Source organism: Labrenzia sp. ATLA3 (assembly GCF_057180185.1).
The window spans coordinates 109049-127798 of sequence record NZ_JBXUKV010000006.1 but is presented as its reverse complement, the minus strand read 5'-3'; the positions used below and the strand labels follow the sequence as shown (position 1 = coordinate 127798).

General features: G+C 58.1%; 17 protein-coding genes. 10 read left to right on the top strand and 7 right to left on the bottom strand.

Translation table 11 applies throughout. The annotated features are described in order from the left end of the window. Positions 1 to 35 precede the first annotated feature (35 nt). Entirely contained in the window at positions 36 to 1121 is a 1086-nt protein-coding gene (gene aroC / locus AC2A6O_RS17300) for a chorismate synthase (protein WP_498928927.1), read from the bottom strand. A 344-nt stretch (positions 1122 to 1465) separates the two neighbouring features. Here aroC and AC2A6O_RS17295 point away from each other — a divergent pair, with 344 nt between their 5' ends. Beyond that, complete coding sequence (locus AC2A6O_RS17295) at positions 1466 to 3706, top strand: putative bifunctional diguanylate cyclase/phosphodiesterase (RefSeq protein ID WP_498928925.1); 2241 nt, start codon at positions 1466 to 1468, stop codon at positions 3704 to 3706. Here AC2A6O_RS17295 and AC2A6O_RS17290 read toward each other — a convergent pair. The 3 genes from AC2A6O_RS17290 to fabI all read right to left on the bottom strand — a co-directional run bounded on the left by AC2A6O_RS17290 (position 3697) and on the right by fabI (position 6728). Further along, positions 3697 to 4881: a DUF3095 domain-containing protein gene (locus tag AC2A6O_RS17290; protein ID WP_498928923.1), complete on the bottom strand. Its 1185-nt coding sequence runs from the start codon at positions 4879 to 4881 to the stop codon at positions 3697 to 3699. The two genes, AC2A6O_RS17295 and AC2A6O_RS17290, sit on opposite strands and share 10 nt — an antisense overlap. Positions 4882 to 5176: 295 nt before the next feature. Beyond that, positions 5177 to 5821, bottom strand: coding sequence for a histidine phosphatase family protein (locus AC2A6O_RS17285; RefSeq protein ID WP_498928921.1), 645 nt, complete (start codon positions 5819 to 5821; stop codon positions 5177 to 5179). Positions 5822 to 5909: 88 nt separating this feature from the next. After that, complete coding sequence (fabI, locus tag AC2A6O_RS17280) at positions 5910 to 6728, bottom strand: enoyl-ACP reductase FabI (RefSeq protein WP_148585023.1); 819 nt, start codon at positions 6726 to 6728, stop codon at positions 5910 to 5912. 169 nt (positions 6729 to 6897) lie between these two features. On the opposite strand from fabI, the gene AC2A6O_RS17275 reads away from it, so the two are divergent. The 4 genes from AC2A6O_RS17275 (at position 6898) to AC2A6O_RS17260 (ending at position 13107) form a co-directional block, all read left to right on the top strand. Next, the gene (locus tag AC2A6O_RS17275) at positions 6898 to 8310 is read left to right on the top strand and encodes an FAD-binding oxidoreductase (RefSeq protein WP_498928919.1); all 1413 of its coding nucleotides are present in this window, start codon (positions 6898 to 6900) and stop codon (positions 8308 to 8310) included. 247 nt (positions 8311 to 8557) lie between these two features. Beyond that, a complete protein-coding gene (locus tag AC2A6O_RS17270) occupies positions 8558 to 9838 on the top strand; it encodes a glycoside hydrolase family protein (protein WP_498928917.1) in 1281 nt (426 codons plus the stop codon). 952 nt (positions 9839 to 10790) lie between these two features. Next, the gene (dnaA, locus tag AC2A6O_RS17265) at positions 10791 to 12254 is read left to right on the top strand and encodes a chromosomal replication initiator protein DnaA (RefSeq protein WP_498929455.1); all 1464 of its coding nucleotides are present in this window, start codon (positions 10791 to 10793) and stop codon (positions 12252 to 12254) included. 421 nt (positions 12255 to 12675) lie between these two features. After that, the gene (locus AC2A6O_RS17260; RefSeq protein WP_498928915.1) at positions 12676 to 13107 is read left to right on the top strand and encodes a glyoxalase superfamily protein; all 432 of its coding nucleotides are present in this window, start codon (positions 12676 to 12678) and stop codon (positions 13105 to 13107) included. A gap of 109 nt (positions 13108 to 13216) precedes the next feature. Here the strand turns inward: AC2A6O_RS17260 and AC2A6O_RS17255 are convergent, their stop codons facing one another. Further along, positions 13217 to 14092 carry a methyltransferase gene (locus AC2A6O_RS17255; RefSeq protein ID WP_498928913.1) on the bottom strand — a complete coding sequence of 292 codons (876 nt, stop codon included), beginning with the start codon at positions 14090 to 14092 and terminating at the stop codon, positions 13217 to 13219. A gap of 79 nt (positions 14093 to 14171) precedes the next feature. After that, positions 14172 to 14927, bottom strand: a complete 756-nt coding sequence (locus AC2A6O_RS17250) for an SOS response-associated peptidase (protein ID WP_498928911.1) — start codon at positions 14925 to 14927, stop codon at positions 14172 to 14174. A gap of 117 nt (positions 14928 to 15044) precedes the next feature. Between AC2A6O_RS17250 and AC2A6O_RS17245 the strand changes: the two genes are divergently transcribed. The 4 genes from AC2A6O_RS17245 to AC2A6O_RS17230 all read left to right on the top strand — a co-directional run bounded on the left by AC2A6O_RS17245 (position 15045) and on the right by AC2A6O_RS17230 (position 16998). Continuing rightward, complete coding sequence (locus AC2A6O_RS17245) at positions 15045 to 15557, top strand: hypothetical protein (protein WP_148585030.1); 513 nt, start codon at positions 15045 to 15047, stop codon at positions 15555 to 15557. 59 nt (positions 15558 to 15616) lie between these two features. Continuing rightward, entirely contained in the window at positions 15617 to 16063 is a 447-nt protein-coding gene (locus AC2A6O_RS17240; RefSeq protein WP_498928908.1) for an NUDIX hydrolase, read from the top strand. A gap of 60 nt (positions 16064 to 16123) precedes the next feature. After that, entirely contained in the window at positions 16124 to 16534 is a 411-nt protein-coding gene (locus AC2A6O_RS17235; protein WP_209001137.1) for a TIGR02301 family protein, read from the top strand. A gap of 191 nt (positions 16535 to 16725) precedes the next feature. Then, positions 16726 to 16998 (top strand): hypothetical protein, encoded by a 273-nt coding sequence (locus tag AC2A6O_RS17230; protein WP_006933467.1) that lies wholly within the window; start codon positions 16726 to 16728, stop codon positions 16996 to 16998. A 111-nt stretch (positions 16999 to 17109) separates the two neighbouring features. Here the strand turns inward: AC2A6O_RS17230 and AC2A6O_RS17225 are convergent, their stop codons facing one another. Next, complete coding sequence (locus tag AC2A6O_RS17225) at positions 17110 to 17754, bottom strand: LysE family translocator (protein WP_148585036.1); 645 nt, start codon at positions 17752 to 17754, stop codon at positions 17110 to 17112. 212 nt (positions 17755 to 17966) lie between these two features. Between AC2A6O_RS17225 and AC2A6O_RS17220 the strand changes: the two genes are divergently transcribed. Beyond that, positions 17967 to 18671, top strand: coding sequence for a hypothetical protein (locus tag AC2A6O_RS17220; protein WP_148585038.1), 705 nt, complete (start codon positions 17967 to 17969; stop codon positions 18669 to 18671). The last annotated feature ends 79 nt before the right edge of the window (positions 18672 to 18750 follow it).

The following is an 18750-nucleotide window of genomic DNA, read 5'->3' as shown; positions in this document are numbered from 1 at the left end:
AATTGTAACGAGTTGTAACCCGCAGTGTCTGCTGGTCAGCCGATCTGGCCGCGATGACGCAGGAAATGGTCAGCCAGGACACACGCCATCATCGCCTCGCCCACCGGCACCGCACGAATGCCCACGCAAGGGTCGTGACGACCCTTGGTCATGACATCGACCTCTTCGCCCTTGCTTGTGATCGACTTGCGCTCGGTCAGGATCGATGATGTCGGTTTGACCGCGAAGCGGACGACCAGCGGATCACCGTTGGAGATCCCGCCGAGAATGCCACCGGAGTTGTTGCTCAGGAACACGGGACGGCCGACATCGTCCAGGCGGATCTCGTCGGCATTGTCCTCGCCGGTCAGGCTTGCGGCATCGAACCCATTGCCGACCTCGACGCCCTTGACCGCGTTGATCGACATCATGGCCGCAGCAAGATCCGTATCCAGCTTGCCATAGATCGGCGCACCCCAGCCGGCCGGCACGCCTTCGGCAACCACTTCGATGACCGCACCGACGGAAGATCCAGCCTTGCGGACACCGTCCAGATAGTCCGCCCAGAAGCTAGCGGCCTCAGCATCGGGGCAGAAGAAGGCGTTGTTATCGACTTCCGCCCAGTTCCAGTTGCTCCGGTCGATCTTGTGCGGCCCGATCTGCACCAGGGCACCGCGAATGCTCACGCCCTCCAGCACCTTGCGGGCGACAGCCCCGGCGGCTACACGCATGGCCGTTTCACGCGCCGACGACCGGCCACCGCCCCGATAGTCACGAATGCCGTATTTGGCATTGTAGGTGAGATCGGCATGACCGGGACGGAAGCGATCCTTGATGTCGGAATAGTCCTTCGAGCGCTGGTCGGTGTTTTCCACGAACAGCGAAATCGGCGTACCGGTGGTTTTCTGAATGCCATCCTCATCGACCATGACACCGGACAGGATCTTGACCTCATCCGGCTCGCGCCGCTGCGTCGTGAAGCGGGACTGGCCCGGCTTCCGCTTGTCCATGAAGCCCTGAATATCGATTTCCGTCAGCGGAATGAGCGGCGGGCAACCGTCGACCACGCAGCCGATTGCGGGACCGTGGCTTTCGCCCCAGGTGGTGACCCGGAAAAGATGACCAAAGCTGTTGTGCGACATGAACGGGGACCGAGGTTAGCAAATGAACTTTCAGGCGCCGAGCGATACGCCATCACGCCTGCAAGCTCAAGCCCGCAGCCCGGAATAGGGCATTTTTAGGTGGGCGTATACGCTCCCCGGTCCTGCTGAAATTGAAAACAAGTAGATTTCGACTGGATGCTGCGGTCATCGACCAGGGTTTTACATGTTCTGCTTGTAAGACACTGGAAAATTTGCAAATGGCTCGTGAAAATTCGACCCTGGATTTGCTAATCCTTAAACCTCTACCACTATTACACGTTGAGGATGAATGATAATCACGAGGCATACCGTTGCGGATCAGGGGCTGGCTAACTGGACTGATCGTGTTCCTGCTGGCACCCAGCCTGGTGTTTGCTTCGCTCTGGTTTCATAACAGGTTCGACAAGGTCAATTCGATCGACACCAGCCTTGCCGGGCTTCACCTGATTGAAGCACTGGGACCGCTGCTGAAGGAAAAGGCGCTCACCGGCAAGATCAGCAGCACGCCGGTCAACCTGCGTGAGCACCTAGAAGAGCTCGAGGATAGCGAACGGTCCGCAGATCTCATGCAACCGCTCGATACTTTCCTGCAAGATAACGACGTTCCCCTCGCCCTTCGTCAGGGGCAAACCCTTGCCTCGAAGATCTCCCAGATCACCAGGCTGAGTTCGACCTCTTCCTTCGAAGCCGCGAAGCTTCCGCAGTTCATCACCGACGTCTTGCCGACGGTGGTCATTCAGTCTGCGATCCTGGCGAACAACGCCCAGAAGATCCACTCCCGGGGCGAGATCAATGTCTGGGACAAGATGGCGATCCCCGTGCAGGGCGGTCAGTACAAGATTGCCGCCGATGGTGCCGCGCACGATACGGTAGAGTACTTTTTCGACCTGACCGGGGAGCAAGCCGAACTGCTGCAGAAGCAGGCCGGGGTTTTCCGAGCAACCAACATAGCGTTCCAGACCGTCGGGTCGAAACTGCTGACATCGGCGATTGTCGCCGAACGAGGCGGGGATGTTTTGTCCCAGCCGGTGGTGAGAATGCAGCCGGCCCTGGTGAATGCCGCTTTTGCCTTGTGGCAGTCCACGGTGGACTATCTCCTGTTAGACCTGGAGCGGCAGCGGTCGGAAACACTTTTCGCTGTCACCCTTGCCGGGCTTGTCGGTGGACTGGTGATCGTCGCGGCCTTTGCCATAGCCATCGCCCTGTCACGCGCACTTGCCGACAAGACGCAGCAGGAGTTTGAAAGCCTCGGCTTTCATGACCCGTTGACCGGCCTGCCAAACAGGCGAGCCCTGCTGAACACCATTCGAAACCTGCCCCCGGCGGAACCCGGCCTGCAAACCGGCGCCATCCTGATTGATCTGCGAGAGTTCAAGAAGGTGAACGACCGATTTGGCGACCACAATGGCGATTCTCTGCTTCGGCAGGTGGCCGAGCAGTTGAACCAGCACGCCGAGCCGGATGACTTTCTGTGCCGGACAGGCGGGACCGAATTTCTGCTTTTGCGCCCGCAGCTCAAAAGGGTGGCCCGTTTCGAGCAACTCGCCTTCACCCTGCTTCAGGAAATTTCAACGGACCGGGTCATCGGCAACAACAGATCTGCGGTCGAAGCCAATGCGGGCATTTTCATCAGCTGTCCCGGCGATCAGATCTCCGATCATATTCTGACCGATGCGGCCCTCGCCCTAAGGGCCGCGAAGCAGAAGGGGCCAGGCAAGTTCAGCCGGTTCACACCAGCGATGCGCACAGCCTTCGAGGAAAGCGACCAGATTGCCGCGGAACTGCAGAACGCCCTGAAGGAAGGCAACATTGTCGCGTGGTTCCAGCCTCAGGTGAATATACACACGGGCGAAGTCGTTGGCGCTGAAGCCTTGGCCCGCTGGATAGACAACGACACGATCCGCTATCCCGGCGCCTTCCTGCCGACAGCCATGGAAGCGGGATATATGGAGCATATCGAGGACGCGGTGCGTAGCCGGGCGCTGAACTTCGCCGCCAGCCTCAGTGGCAAGACGCGATCCACCATGCATCTGGGGCTCAACGTCACCGCCAGCCTCCTGACAAGCACCAAAGCCGTGGACGTGCTCCACGAACAGGTGATGAACCTTGGCCTGAATCCGGCCCACGTCAGCCTCGAAATTCTGGAAGCGGTGATGATCGACGAAGTCACGGCGGCTCCGATCAAGCAGAACATCGCGCGACTGTCCCAATTGGGTTTCTTCATCGAGCTGGACGATTTTGGAACGGGCCATTCCAGCATTTCCAGTCTGCGCGATCTCAAAGTCGATAGGGTCAAGATCGACCGCAGCTTCATTTCCGGTGTCGATACCAACCCGGCTCTGCAAAAGTTCACCTGCGCATTGATCAACCTTGCCAAGAGCCTCGACATCAGCGTCCTTGCCGAGGGCGTGGAAACCGAGGGCGAGCGGGACTGGCTGAAACGCAACGGCTGCGATGTCATCCAGGGCTTCCTCATATCGCAGGCAGTGCCGGAAACCGACCTCGCAACGATGATCCTGAAACAGGATTTCGTTTCCTGGGAGCCCGCTCTCGAGGGGCAAGGCCCGCTGCGCGGTCAGGCCTGACCGGCCGCTTTCGCAGTCATTTCCGCCTGCCGTTTCTTGAATTCGGCTGCGGCAAAGGAAAATCCGCCGTCCGCGCCGTCCACGAAGTGGATATGCCGGCTGTTGCTGATGTCCTCCACGAAGCAGGTCATCAGTGCTGATGCGGAAACGTGAAGTCCGTACACAAGATCCCCGGCCTCATAACCGGCTTTCAGATAGTCTTCGACATTTCCAAGCTGCTCGGGCGTCAGATCCAGAACGAGTTGAAGGCTGTCGCCGACCTTGCGATGATCCGTGTTCAGGCCTAGCTCCGGAAAGTACCGCTTCGGGTCGAACGGCCCGATACGCCAGCCGGTATGATGGCTGATCATGAAGACAACCGATTCGAGCATCGCCTTCGCCCATCCGCGAAAGTGCCTGCCCGGAGATCCGAGCCGCACTTCATGGCCTGTTCCGGTTGGCGGAAACCGAAAGCGCAGGCGCGTCTTGTCCGCAAGTCTCGTCCGGCTGTCATCCGTCGAAGGGTCGTAGCCGAGTTTGTCGGCAAGTCCTTTAAGGATCTCCTGCATCGGAATGCGCCCGACCGGTTTGACGATGAGAGACACGATATGGCCGTGTTGCGAAGGAAGCGGCTCCCACCGGCAGGACAGCCCGTCAAGCGGTGGCAAAGCGGCATCGGGGATCGAAACCGCAAATTGCCGGGACTTCTCCTGATCTTTCAGGATGTGATCGGCGATCGCCAGCCCGTCTCCCAAGATCATGGCAAGGTGATTGCCGGGGCTGAGGCGGTATTTGCGCACACGGACATCGCCGCCCAGCCCTCTCAGATGGGAGACCGGGATAGCCGCGGCACGCAACTCCAGCTCCATGACCTGGCGCGCCAAGACGACAACGCCCGCAAGCGCCTCACAGGCAGCCTTCACATCGTGTTTGGGCACGAGCAGCATCGCGCCGTCTCCGCCGAAAACAAATGGCACACGGTCACTGCCGATCCGGTTCAGGACTGCCGCAATCGTCGCGGCTCCGACCATGTTGACTTCCTTGTACCGGCCCTGCGCAACCGCATCGCTGGAGCGGACTATATCTGTGGCAAGAACGTACCAGTCGTCCGGCACGGGGCGATAATCGGCTAGATCGCCGACGGTGCTGAAATCTGAAAAGCTTGGCAGCTCACTGTAAAACTCATTGGCGGACACGGCACCTCACCTAGATTTTCTCCGGGCTCCCTTGCATTAGCTGTTTTCTTTTACGCTGCGGTCGTCCCGACCGATCACCGCGCTGGGGCTGTCCGGCGCAGAAGTTTCCGCTGCGGCATCATCCACTCTTTTGCAGTGTCGATGATCACAAGAGAAACTACATGGTCTGTCTACAACAAAGTGATCCGTGCGAGCGGCAACATGTATGTCGGAAGACTGAAGCAGACCGAACAGCTTTGTGCGCTGCTTCAATATGGACGCCAGATACCCTTGAACACCTGCGATGCCTGGAGCTTCAGACAGCCTCGAACGTGCCGTTGCGCCAGACAAACACCTTGTCCTGCGGCACATCCAGCTTGGGCACCACATCCGTGTCCAGACCTTCCAGCAGACCGCGCATAACGCGGAAGACGCCACCATGGGAAACGACAACAGAAGGCCGGTCGACGGTCACCAGCCAGCGGGCGATCCGCTCCGTCAGCATCTTGTAGCTCTCGCCTCCGGGCGGGACGAAGCCCCACTTGTCGGCACGGCGCTGCAGAATGAGATCCTGTTCCTCATCCGCGAGTTCTTCCAGCGTAAAGCCTTCCCAGTCGCCAAAAGTGATTTCCTTGAGCTGGTCCTCAAGGCGGTATGCCTCAACCGGCAACCCCATCGACTGGCGCAGCAGCTCCATGGTGGACCGTGTGCGGTAAAGGGGTGAGGCAACAAAATCCAGTCCGGCCGGATCGATTGTCTCGCGCTCCAGAAACGCCTTCAGCCTCTCGCCATTGCCACTTGCCTGGGCGCGTCCGGTCTCATTGAGCGGAATATCCTTCTGCCCCTGCATGCGCCCTTCGAAATTCCAGTCCGTTTGTCCATGGCGGACGAAGACCAGGAACTCCGGATCGTGCAGCTTGGGCAGCAGGCCGGATTTCAGGGCACTCAGCACAGAAGTCATGTCAGTTTCCGGAAAACGGGGTCAGCTCAGAGGAACAGGGCTTACTCAACAGAAAAATGGCCGGTTTGAAACCGGCCATCCGAAACGATCAATCCTTGACGACGGAAATGTCCGGGGCGTCCACCGCCTTCATGCCGACGATGTTGTAGCCGCAGTCGACGTGCTGGATCTCGCCGGTCACACCACGGCCAAGGTCGGAGAGCAGGAACAGGGCGCTGTCGCCAACTTCCTCGATCGTGACCGTGCGGCGCAGGGGTGAGTTGTATTCGTTCCACTTCAAAATATAGCGGAAGTCGCCGATACCGGAGGCGGCAAGCGTCTTGATCGGACCGGCGGAAATCGCGTTCACGCGAATGTTCTGGGGACCGAGATCCATCGCCAGATACTTTACGCTGGTTTCCAGCGCAGCCTTGGCAACGCCCATCACATTGTAATGCGGCATCACCTTTTCGGCGCCGTAATAGGTCAGTGTCAGGATGGAGCCGCCATCGGACATCAGCTTCTCTGCGCGCTGGGTGACAGCGGTCAGCGAGTAGCAGGAAATATCCATGGTGCGGGCAAAGTTGTCGGAAGACGTATCGACGAAACGGCCGGTCAATTCGGATTTGTCGGAAAAGGCAACTGCATGAACGAGAAAATCGATCTTGCCCCATTTGTCTTCCAGCGCCTTGAAGACTGCATCGATGGAGTCGCCATCGGTGACGTCGCAATGGCCCACAACGATTGCGCCCAGCTGGTCTGCCAGCGGTTCAACACGCTTCTTCAACGCATCGCCCTGGTAGGTCAGTGCCAGTTCTGCTCCCGCGTCGGCCAGTGCTTTGGCAATGCCCCAGGCAATTGACTTGTTGTTTGCCACACCCATGATCAGGCCGCGTTTGCCATTCATCAGTCCGCGCGTTTCCGCCATCGTCGTCTCCGAAAGAATTCCATTTCCGCCCCAGCGGGCTGGCTTCCTATGGCACAAGGGGTCTATTCCTTCAAGAGACACGGTAACGGAATGAACCGTCGACGCAGACGCTTTCAGACACTATGTTGGCGCCCGAATTTTACCGTCAAACTTCACGAGGACCTCGCTCATGGAGCGCACTGCCCATGCCGACCGCTTTGCCGAACTGATCGGCGAAGCCAACGTTCTGACCAATCCGGACGACCAGGCTCCCTATCTCACAGAATGGCGCGACCTGTATCAGGGCGTCACTCCCATGGTGCTGCGCCCGGGCAGCACGGAGGAGGTCAGCGCTGTCATGACCTACGCCTATCAGAACGATCTCAAGGTTGTTCCGCAGGGGGGGAACACCGGCCTCGTCGGTGGCCAGATTCCGCAGGAAACCGGCGACGAAATCGTTCTTTCCCTGTCTCGGATGAACAAGGTCCGCGCAGTCGACCCGGCCGGCTTCACCATTACGGCGGAGGCTGGCGTGGTGCTGGAGACGTTGCAGAACGAAGCGGAAAAGGTGGACCGGCTGTTCCCGCTCGCGCTCGGTGCACAGGGCTCGTGCCAGATCGGTGGCAACATATCCACGAACGCTGGCGGCACTGCCGTCCTGGCCTATGGCAACACGCGCGATCTGGTTCTCGGCCTCGAAGTCGTACTGCCGACGGGAGAGATCTGGAACGGCCTCAGAACCCTTCGCAAGGACAATACCGGTTATGATTTGAAACAATTATTTATCGGTGGCGAAGGCACGCTCGGCATCATTACCGCCGCGGCACTGAAACTTTTCCCCAGGCCCAAGAAACTGGAAGCCGCCTTTGTCGGCCTGCCGCATCCTCAGGCCGCCCTCAAGCTGTTCACGCTTGCCAAGGCGCAGGCCGGGCCGGTTCTGACCGGCTTCGAAATCATGCCGCGCGTTGGCGTCGAGTTCTGCCTTCGTCATCTAGAAGGGGCTCGCGACCCGCTTGAAGGCGAACATGCCTGGTACGTCCTGATGGAGTTGTCCAGCGGTTCGGATGCCTTTCCTGTCCGGGACCTGATGGAGAGCATTCTGGGTGAGGCATTCGAAAACGGCCTTGTGGAAGACGCCGCCTTTGCGCAGAACCTGACCCAGGTTCAGGATTTCTGGCATATCCGCCACGGCATGTCGGAAGTGCAGAAGCCTGAAGGCGGTTCGATCAAGCATGACGTTTCCGTGCCCGTTGCCTCGATCCCCGATTTTCTGGACAAGGCGATGGCTGCGGTCGACGCTTTCGTACCTGGATGCCGGCCTGTTCCGTTTGGCCATATCGGTGATGGCAACATCCACTTCAATGTCAGCCAGCCGGTTGGGGCCGACAAGGAAGAGTACCTGGCAAAGTGGGATGAGATGAACGCCATCGTGCATGGCATCGTCAACGATTTCGGCGGCAGCATCTCCGCGGAGCACGGCATAGGCCGTCTCAAGCGCGATCTCCTGAAGGACGTCAAGCAGGGTATCGAACTGGATCTCATGCAGCGGATCAAAACCGCATTCGATCCCAAAGGCCTGCTGAACCCGGGCCGTGTTCTCTAAACCGAGATCAGCTCATCCCGACAGACACCCCGTGCCGGCGCCACAAGCGCCGGCATTTTTTATGAGCTGCCCGGAATGCCCCCAAAGCGCCCCTGCCAGCCCCCTTGGCAAACCACCCCAAATGCAGGCAGTGGCTTTAAAGCTTCATTCATCACCTATTGATTGCAACACTTCACATGTACACTATAAAGTATAATCTTCCTGAGCGCCGCGCGTCATTCGAAACCCTTATTTCAGGCACCCCACCATGACGACCACCAAATGGACCTGCTCCGTCGACACCGATGGAAACGCATCTCTTTACTGCGAACTCTCAGAAGACGGGCAACCGCCCAAGACCGAGAAGATCAAACTGAAAGGGGTCTGCTATTCCCCTGCCCCGATCAATGGCTCCAATTCCTATGCACCCGCCCTGGGAGACTGGTATTGGGACGAATTTGAAGCAGGAAACACGTTCATATCCAGTTGGTCGCCCCTCCTGTTACGCGACTTTCCCAATTTCAGGCAGCTCCACAACAACTCGCTTCGGGTCTACTGCATGCTGTCGCGGCAACTGGAGGGAAACGGAACCTTTCCGGCTCCCTGGGACAGCGGTCACTATTTCACGCATCAGTATTTTCTGGATCTCGCGTGGGACAAGTTTGCGCCAGCCGAAGCAAAGATGCACCGATCCGTTCTGATCGGCATTCCCCTGCCCGCCACGATGTTCTGGAAGACCCAATATGACAACGCCACACGGGCAGAGATCGATTACTGGACCAACGTATTGCGTGAGACCGTCAAATCCGTTGCAGATCACCCGGCGGTGATGGGATTCACCATCCAGAACGAACAGGACGGCGCAGACGTTTGCTACAACAATCCGGCATGGGCCGAGTTCTGGTGGGGCCAGGTAGAAACGATGGCCGCCATCGTGAAGGAAGAAGCGCCAGGCAAACTGGTCGGCATGGCAACCCATGACGACCCCAACATTCCCCTGAAAGCGTCTTCTTATATGGAGAACTGCCCCAGCATCGACTTCTGGGGGGTCAATACCTATCAGACCCAGACCTTCGAAAGCATTTTCAGGGATTATGGCAACTTGCCGCAACGGGCCAAGAAACCCGTTCTCCTGACCGAATGGGGCATACCGGCCACCAGTCATCGGGATCCGAATAACCCCGGAACAATCTATGCCGACGATCAAACCTGCAGCAAGGCGGCGAAAGTTGCTCAGACAATGCTGCCGCAAGCTTTTGAACACCCGCTGTGTATCGGGCTTTATTACTTCGAATATTGTGATGAACTGTGGAACCAGCCAGAAGCTCCTAACATCTACACCTGGTGGGGTGGTCCGCCCGCACCCGGTTTCCCTAACGGCTATTGGGACAATGACGGCTTTGGCCTCGTTTCAGTGGAGCGCGGCCCCGGCCTGAACAACAACGCCCCCATCTGGCACAACAACGGTCCCAATATGCCGATAGATGTCCACGTGAATAGAAACTACCTGTTTTCTACTGTTGCGACTGTTTTCAAGACGACGACTTGACCTCACGCGCGGAAAAGCCGGCTCGTTGAGAGCCGGCCTTTCCGTATCAACGTGGGCCAGACGCCATGTTTTACTGACCTCTACTTAAGCAATGCCGGGTCACGGCCATCCAAAACGCCTGTTGCCGGAAAGCGGACGCCCGCCCGCAACAGCCCTGATCGATCAATTGTCAGAATTGGCAGGTTGCCGAAATTTCGCCTGGACTGGGGATAAGGGCGCGAGGAGCCACGAGCACCGGCGGCACTGCCAATGTATACATTGCTTCGGCCAGGGTCTTGATCTGTCTGATCTTTCCAGACTCTGGAGCCAGCCAGTGCGCGTAACGCGAACGCTCACAGCGCGCCCTTGTCACAAGCACATTGTCCCCAGCTTCCACAACGAGTCGTTTCTGATCAGCCGACAAAAAAATGTCACTCGGCCTTTCGGTCATGCCACAGGCGAACCGGCGCGTACACACCCTCCGTAAAACTGACATGATCTTTCGATTAAACCCGGCTTTTTTATTGGCTGATGTTCTTAATTTTACACCGGGCGTTTGAAAACTCGCAGAAAACTTCCTTAAAAGTTAAATTTTTCCTAAAATCGTCTTCAAGCTCTCAGGCAGAGCATCAACAGCAACAGGAGAACAACTACGTCGGGACTTGCGGCAGATCCTGACGATGACGAAAAGCAAGATTCGCTATGTAAAATTTACATGCGCAGCGACCGTCATCTACAAAAATCACAATATGATACGTCTATGACCTCATAAAAATAAGCTATTTGTAAATATGGTAAGCAAAAGGTTAATGGTGTTTCATAGGCGTTAATAAGCCACCCGGTCCGAAGACCCAGAATGGGCAAGAGACCTAAGGATAGAAACGGGCAACGAGGCAGAAAATCGTTGTCCATAGACAGTGCACGGGGGGGGATCGATGCCATGCAGACAGTCCCTCCATTGGAGGCCACAATGATGCAGGTTCAGAACTTAGCCGGTTCGGATCAATGGGATCGTGTGAAAAAGGAACTGAGAAACGAGCTCGGTGACGATGTATTTTCCAACTGGTTCGGCAGAGTAAATCACGAAGAAACGACGGGCGACGCAGTGCGCCTCTCCGTCCCCACCCGCTTCCTGAAAAACTGGATTCAGAACAATTACGAGAAGCAACTCGTCGGTCTCTGGAAACGCGAGCAGGACGACATCAACCGTATCGAGTTGACCGTTCGCGGCGCCCTGCGTCCGCGCCAGTTCAAGGCCGGACTTGCGCCCAATGCGATCTCCGCCCGGCGGATCAGCGGACGCCCCGGTCCTTTCAACAGCACGCCTCAGTTCGGCTCTTCTCACAGCGTGCCGGTCATTCCCTGCCTTGCAGACAGCAATGAGGATGCCGCCGGAGAGTTCCTGAACGGTGCGTCCCTCAATCCCAAGCTGACGTTCGACACCTTTGCGGAAGGCGCTTCAAACAGCCTTGCCTGCGCTGCCGTGCGCCAGATGGCTGCCGGTCACCAGGGCACTCTGGATATGCTCTATATCCATTCCGCCACCGGCATCGGCAAGACCCACCTGCTGCAGGCCGCGGCTGCCGAAGCCCGCAAGACGGGACGGCAGGTTGCGTATCTGTCAGCCGAATTCTTCATGTATCACCTGGTCCCGGCACTCAGAACACCGGCGTTTCCCGTTCTGCGACAGGCCATGCGCTCCATCGACCTGCTGCTGGTAGACGATCTGCAGTTCCTGCATGGCAAGCAGGCTGCAGAGGAATTCAGCAAGACTCTGGAACTGCTGATGGAGTCGCCGACCCAGATCATCATGGCGGCCGACCGGCCACCGGAAGATCTCGATACGCTTGGCGAGACGCTGCGCTACCGGATCCAGAAAGGCGAGATCGTCGGCATTCAGGCCACCGACTATGCGCTGCGCCAGGATATCCTGAAGAAGCGGATCCACGCAGCACGCCGCACGCATCCGGGTTTTTCCGTTCCCGAAGATGTCGCCGATTACATTGCACGTTACGTGATTGCATCGGCGCGGGACCTGGAAGGTGCTCTCAATCGCCTGTTCGCCCACAACCAGCTGACGAAACAGCCGGTAACGATGGATCTGGCGGAAAAAACCCTGCACGACCTCGTGCGGATCGGTGAACCGCGCTCCATCAAGGTGGAAGAGATCCAGCAGGTGGTTTGCAAGCATTTCAGCGTTACCAAGGCCGACCTGTTGTCGTCCTGCCGGGCCCGCACACTGGTCCGTCCGCGCCAGATCGCGATGTATATCGCGAAGGTGATGACCGGACGATCGCTGCCGGAAATCGGTCGGCGTTTCGGCAACCGCGACCACACCACGGTGTTGCATGCCGTTCGCAAGATTGACGAGTTGGTGACCAAGGACAAGACCCTTGCTCAGGAAGTGGAACTTCTGAAACGTCTGATCCACGCCTGATCTGTTTCCGGGACCACCCCTCCCCCCGGAAAACCTGCGGTGGCGGGCACGCCCGCCTCCGCGATTGCCCTTCCCCCTATACGGGGCAATCACCCTTCTGCGCCCACCGGGGCGCGGTCCAACTCAGGCGGCAAGAACCGTCGGGTGCTTTTATATTACCCCCCCACCCCTTGAAGCCGCGTCAGCGGCTTCTTTTTTTGCCGCGTTGACAGGCCAGGCTACCGGGCGTATGCCTTGCCCCGGTTTGAGGGAACCAGCCGCCCGCAGGCTCCGGCCATGGTGAATGCCCTTGCGCAAGACTTCTTGCAGCTTTGACCGACCTTCACGAGACAGTGCAGGCTGATGGCAATGCGGGCCCCATGACGGGTCACCGCCACATGGCGAACACCTGACCGCCTGCCTTTCTTGGAAAGGTAATCCCATGACGCTACCCAGCGTTGCCAATCTCAAGGCACAGGCCAAGCGCCTGCGCGCCGCACTTGCTGCCAAAGGGCAGGACATCTCTCACAGCCAGGCGCTTGAACTTCTGTCTGCTCAATACGGCTTCAAGGACTGGAACACCGCCTCCGCGACGGCCGCGCGGCCGAACGAGATGCAGTTTGCCGTCGGCAGCCGTGTCTCGGGAAGCTACTTGAAGCAGCCCTTCGACGGAGAAGTGCTGTCGCTGAGCCGGATTGGCACCACAGGCCACTACCGAGTGACCATCAAGTTCGACACACCGGTGGACGTGGTGACCTTCGACAGCTTCTCTGCCTTTCGCAGCAGGGTCGTGGTTGTGATCACCGGCGACGGTGTCGCGGTCAAACGGACGTCTGACGGCGAACCCTATCTGCGCATGCAGACGACCGACTGACCTGAACCATACTTCCCGGCCGTTCAATCGCTTGCGCCGAAGGCGCTGGTGAAACGAACCTGAGCCGCTGAACGCTGCGCCATAACGGGCATTGTTCAGCGGCTGACCGTCAGCGCAGCCGTGCGATCACCAGGTGTCCGGGGACGGGATAGCCATCTTCCAGACGCACAGTGATCGGGTCCATTGCGAGAATGTCGAAACCGGCGGTATCCAGAGACGTGCGAATATAGCCTTCCCCCTGAGCAAAGCGGCTTTTCGGCCCAACCATATAGGAGCGGCCCTGAAGCATTTCGTCCGGCAAGGTCTCGGTTGAAAAGGCCAGATAGCCACCCGGGGTCAAGCGGTCGACGGCCCCCGTCAGAAAAGGCTCAACGGCGCCGAGATAGGGAAACACGTCGGTTGCCGCGATCAGGTCCCAGCTCGGTCGTGAGCCGTCGTCTTCCTCGAACTCCTCAAGAAATGCGACAGCCTCGCCGACATAAAGGTCGTCATAGACGTCTCGGTCATAGGCAAGCTCGACGATCCGTTCGGAAAGGTCGACACCGGTCCGATGCGCGGTGCAGTCGGAAAGAGCCATCCCGGTGAGACCCGTGCCGCAGCCAAGATCGAGCAACCTGTCGAAAGGACCGATCTCAAGTGTCTGAACAAGGCTGCGAACCATCAGCGGCACGCAATAGCCAAGTTCATCAACCAGAATGTCGTCGAAGACATCGGCATGCTGATCAAACAGGGTTGCTACATAGGCATCCGGCATTTTCGGCGGCGCGGCTTCCGCGCCAATGGCAGCCAGGCGAATGCTGACGCCCCCCGGATCGTCCGGATCGAGAGCCAAGGCTTCGCGGTAAGCTTGTGCGGCCCCTTCCAGATCACCCGATTTCTGCAGGTCAAGGCCACGATTGTAGGCTTCCGCCAACGCTTCGTTTTCGGGAGTTGCGTCGTCGAAGATCTCGTCTGGCTCGAATTCGGGCGTGTCGTTGTTGCTCATGGTCTATCCTTGCGGCTGAGCCCTTGCCCTACAGCCAAGAGCGCGCTTTTGCACGGCAATTCTGAAGGTCCGGTGCGGATCAGAACAGATCGAGCTGCTTTTTGTCGGCCTGGGTTTTTTCCGCCGCCGGCCTGGCGACCTTTTTCAGCGGCACAGACATTTCGTCGGGCGCAATCTCGCGCTGCACATCCGCATCGTCGTTGGCAACCTTGTTCACCCGGTTCGACACCGGCGTTGCCACCAGAAAATCGTCTTCGACCGGACGAAGCAGTTTTTCCGCCTCTCGCCTGTCAACATTGGCGACATCCAGCCACGTGCCGAAATGCTCCTGTTTCAGGATCACGGGCATCCGGTGATGGATCGCCGACATCATCCGGTTGGACTGGATGGTGAGGATCGCGCCGGTATCGATATCGCCGCCATCGGGATCCGACCACGTTTCCCAAAGGCCGGCAAAGCCCATGATGTCGCCTTCCGCCGGGCGGATCCAGAATGGCTGCTTGCCTTCCGGGGTGCGCCGCCACTCGTAAAAACCGGAGGCCGGCACCAAGCATCTGTGATGGCGCATGGCGTTTCGGAACGACGGCTTTTGCGATGCGGTTTCAGCCCGCGCATTGATCAGGAGCGTGAAACTTGCCGGGTCCTTGACCCATGGCGGCATCAGGCCCCAGCGGACAAGGTGAAAGCGGCGCGTGCCATCGAGCGATTGCCGCACGATGGCCAGCGGCTGGGTTGGCGCGATGTTGTATCGCGGCGGAAAATTGGGCTGATCGACGTAATCAAAGAAGCTGCGCACAGCATCCGGAGGTGTCGTCAGAGCCAGGCGGCCGCACATCGTTTTTCTCCCATGGGGGCAGCCTCAACCGGGGGCAAACGGGGTTCCGCCGAGTTAGGCAATTGGAAATAAAAAACAAGTACCGTAGGTTCCAAGTCAATAACAGGGGGGACCGGTATGGAATGTTTGCATCCAGTTTTGGGCGCCGGGGAGCTGGCAGCCGAAAGGCTGGAAGAGGCAAACATTAATCCCCAGACCGGCCTGGCGACGGATTATCTCAATCATTTCAATGAAGTGATGATGCTTCTGGAAATGCTTCCGGATATGCCGGACTGCGCAGAAGATGTTCTGGAATGGGAGCCGCTCGACTACGAGGGCCATTTCGAGAACTCGACTTTCAAGGACAAACAGCTGGCCATTCTGGCCTATCATGCCGCTCCGGCATACTTGCGCGAGCACCTGGAAAATCAGGTCGCAGGAATCAACAAGCTCGTGATCAGCATCCAGGACCAGCTGCGGGACACCCCGGATGCGGCAACGATCGCGACGGAAATCGCCGACAAGGCAACGATTGAAATCAAGCCTCTGATCGCCGTTGCCGGCGCCGTCATCCACGGCCATGTGGAGCCCGAAGCGACCCAACACGAAGGTGAAGGTGCGCAGGCGGAAATCGACGCCCTGTTCGCATAGCTCAAGGCCGCTTATTCTGGCCGGACAGAATCAGACTTTTCTTCGCCCGCCGAGGTTCCATGTCCAGGTTTTATCCGGAAACACCACGCGCCAGTGTCAGTGTCCTGTGCCACCGCGACGGCCGCGCCCTGCTGGTGAAGCGCGGCAGGCCCCCGTTCAAGGATCACTGGAGCCTGCCCGGTGGCGTGATAGAACTGGGCGAAACCCTGCAGGAAGCTGCCGCGCGCGAACTCTTTGAGGAAACCGGCGTTACCGCAAAACTCGATGAGCCTGTGGAGACCTTCGATTCGATCCAGCGTGACGAAGATGGCCGCGTTGCCACCCATTTTATCCTGACCGTATTTTGCGGCCCCTATGTTTCCGGCAACGCCGTTGCAGCCGACGATGCGGCCGCACTCGACTGGGTGAAGATAGAAGATCTTGATGGTCTGCTGACCACACCCGGCACCCCCGAGCGCATCCGGCGGCACTTGGCAACGCCCCTCGGTCAACGACCGGGCGTCTAATCTTGGGATCAACTTGCCATAGTGCTTGCGGTGCCGAGCCGGGTTCCGCATGATCGGCCCATGATGAACCGCCGCATGCAAGCTTTCTTTTTCCGAACCGCCGTTGTTCTGGTCTTGGGGAGCGTGTATCCGGCTCAGGTTGTATCGGCTCAACAAACAGCGGTCGACGCGCCTCCTTACGAACAGCAACTCATGCGTCTGTCCGAAATATTCGGAGCGCTGCATTTCCTGCGTCCGTTGTGCAAGGAAAGCGATAATCCGAGCTGGCGTGACCGCATGGAGGATTTCCTGGACGCAGAAACTCTGGACGAGAATCGGCGCCGCAGGTTCATTGAGCGTTTTAACCAGGGTTATCGTGGATTCTCAGTCGCTTACAGAGAGTGCACCGAGGCTGCCCGTCTCGCAATGGCACAGTACTTGAGCGAAGGTGAGGTCATCATCAGCGACGTCACGAGCCGCTACGGCCGGTAATGTACGCAAAAATATTCAAATCGTTACGAGTTGGTTAACCTTTTGAATCAAATTTGTGGGTGGCCGTTAAGTTTGCGTTCACGGTTACTTATCAGCGCGGTTCGCCGTGCTAGGATCAATACTCAAGATTCGGGGCAGGAACACGCAAGGGTTGTTTCCCATGCGTTCGGGAAGGACCGGTAAGGAAGCGAATGATAAACGATGATTACGCCGACGCGGCAATGGAAGCCGAATTTGCTGAAGACGAAGACATCAGGCGTGCTGCACTCGGCTTCATTTCCGACGCTTGGGCCGAAGCCATCGCCAATGGCGTGGATGCGGACGCAGTAGCACATGCGGCGATGTTCACAGCGCTTGCGGATCTGGTTGCCGCCTATGGTGAAGATGCCGTGGCCAAATTGGCCGAAGGCCTGCCGGATCGTATCCTGCAAGGCGACTACACCGTGAACCGCGTTCTTCAGTAACCCGATCACGTCACACGTTGTGAAGAGGCCGGTTATCCGGCCTTTTTGATTCCAGTCCGTTGATGCTGACCGTTTGTCTGCGGCTTTTGTTTCCGCCTATGCGCAAGCCGGTCAGATCAACGCCGCCGCTTCCAGCGCCAGCTTGAGATAGATCAGAGCGCCGAACAGGACGAGCAGAAATCCGGCAATATGGTTGGCGCGATCCAGCCAGAGGTCGTCGATACGCGACTTGTAGTGTGAGACGGACGCCGAAACCACCACCCACCATGTTGTTGCGCCTGCCGCAACACCGGCCACCATCACCAATGCGCCGAAATGGTCCCCGTTCTCGGGGCGATAGTCTCCCAGACCGCCAAATATTGCGACAAAGGCAAACACCGCTCCCGGATTGGTAATGGCCATGAAGAAGGCCGCCGTCGCGTCGGCCAGAAATCCGTGTTCCTTTTCTTTGCCGTTCCGGCTCAGATGCGGATGGGTGTTCCAGATCTTGATGCCGAAAATGATCAGCAACGCTCCGCCGATAATCTCGATAAGGTCTATCTGGCCCTTGATGAAATTTGTAACCGCCGAGATGCCGAAAATTGCCGCAGCGGCATAAATGGTATCGGCGACGACCGCGCCCAGCCCCACAAAGACACCCTGACGAAACCCGCTGTGCACGGCGTGTTGAATGGCCATGATATTGACAGGACCGACAGGTGCCGTTGTGACAATGCCAACAAAAAAACCAATCAGCGCATATTCGAAAAACGACACGGGCGGTCCTTTTCTAGACCTTTGATTTTACTTTTATTGCGAACGGACCACTCGATAGCGGCCCGGTGGCCTCGTGACAAGACAAGAGGAAATTCGAGGTCCTGTGTTTTCACCCTTGCATGAATTGTTTAAGGAATGGCGCGGGGCGATGCCTGCTTTCACCGCCATGACATGAAGGGCGATGGACAGGTGCGGATAAACGAGGAACTTTCATGAGTCGGATTTATCAGGCTGCGGCTCTTGTCGCCGGTCTTCTGGCAGGCACAGCATTCGCAGCTCCGGGTGTCGCCAAGACGGTGCAGGTTGAAACAATTCCGGTTGCGCCGTCCGAAACCGGAAACGCTCCGTCAATTCCGGCAGACGACCTGACGTCGCCGGAGGCCGGAGAATCGGAGGGCGTCGAACCGGCCGGCACCGAAGCTGCTGAAACACCAGCGAGCGACAGCGCGGACCTGCCCCAGGTGCTTTACAGCACATCGTATCTGCCGAAGCCGGTTCAGCGGATGCAGGCCCAGTTGAAGGAAGCAGCGCTTTCGGGAAACATGGAACGTCTGCGCATGGTGTTCGAAAGCAACGAACTGCCGCCCACCGTCTCGTTCGGGCAAATCGACGACCCGATAGACTTCCTCAAAGAAAGCTCCGGTGACGGTGAAGGCTTCGAGATCCTGGCCATTCTCGCCGACATCATGGATGCCGGCTTCCTGCATGTCGATGCCGGAACGCCCCAGGAAATGTATATCTGGCCTTATTTTGCCCGCTACCCGCTGCACGATCTGACACCCGATCAGAAAGTGGAGATGTTCCGGATCGTTACTGCAGGCGATTTTGCCGAAATGCAGGATTTCGGCGCCTGGACGTTTTACCGAGTCGGCATCGGTCCGGACGGCACGCTGCATTATTTCGTGGCGGGCGATTGAGCAAATCAATCCCGCCACACTCCAATCGGCCGATAAATCGGATAGTCAATCCATGAGACTATTGCGGCCATTGAAAAAA

Bases quoted from the DNA above. Each gene is read 5' to 3' on its own strand.
- AC2A6O_RS17245 (WP_148585030.1), top strand. From the start codon at position 15,045: ATGGAATGTTTGCATCCAGTTTTGGGCGCCGGGGAGCTGGCAGCCGAA.
- AC2A6O_RS17240 (WP_498928908.1), top strand. From the start codon at position 15,617: ATGTCCAGGTTTTATCCGGAAACACCACGCGCCAGTGTCAGTGTCCTG.
- aroC (WP_498928927.1), bottom strand. From the start codon at position 1,121: ATGTCGCACAACAGCTTTGGTCATCTTTTCCGGGTCACCACCTGGGGC.
- AC2A6O_RS17285 (WP_498928921.1), bottom strand. From the start codon at position 5,821: ATGACTTCTGTGCTGAGTGCCCTGAAATCCGGCCTGCTGCCCAAGCTG.
- AC2A6O_RS17275 (WP_498928919.1), top strand. From the start codon at position 6,898: ATGGAGCGCACTGCCCATGCCGACCGCTTTGCCGAACTGATCGGCGAA.
- AC2A6O_RS17260 (WP_498928915.1), top strand. From the start codon at position 12,676: ATGACGCTACCCAGCGTTGCCAATCTCAAGGCACAGGCCAAGCGCCTG.
- AC2A6O_RS17230 (WP_006933467.1), top strand. From the start codon at position 16,726: ATGATAAACGATGATTACGCCGACGCGGCAATGGAAGCCGAATTTGCT.
- AC2A6O_RS17270 (WP_498928917.1), top strand. From the start codon at position 8,558: ATGACGACCACCAAATGGACCTGCTCCGTCGACACCGATGGAAACGCA.
- AC2A6O_RS17255 (WP_498928913.1), bottom strand. From the start codon at position 14,092: ATGAGCAACAACGACACGCCCGAATTCGAGCCAGACGAGATCTTCGAC.
- fabI (WP_148585023.1), bottom strand. From the start codon at position 6,728: ATGGCGGAAACGCGCGGACTGATGAATGGCAAACGCGGCCTGATCATG.
- AC2A6O_RS17220 (WP_148585038.1), top strand. From the start codon at position 17,967: ATGAGTCGGATTTATCAGGCTGCGGCTCTTGTCGCCGGTCTTCTGGCA.
- AC2A6O_RS17235 (WP_209001137.1), top strand. From the start codon at position 16,124: ATGATGAACCGCCGCATGCAAGCTTTCTTTTTCCGAACCGCCGTTGTT.
- dnaA (WP_498929455.1), top strand. From the start codon at position 10,791: ATGCAGGTTCAGAACTTAGCCGGTTCGGATCAATGGGATCGTGTGAAA.
- AC2A6O_RS17250 (WP_498928911.1), bottom strand. From the start codon at position 14,927: ATGTGCGGCCGCCTGGCTCTGACGACACCTCCGGATGCTGTGCGCAGC.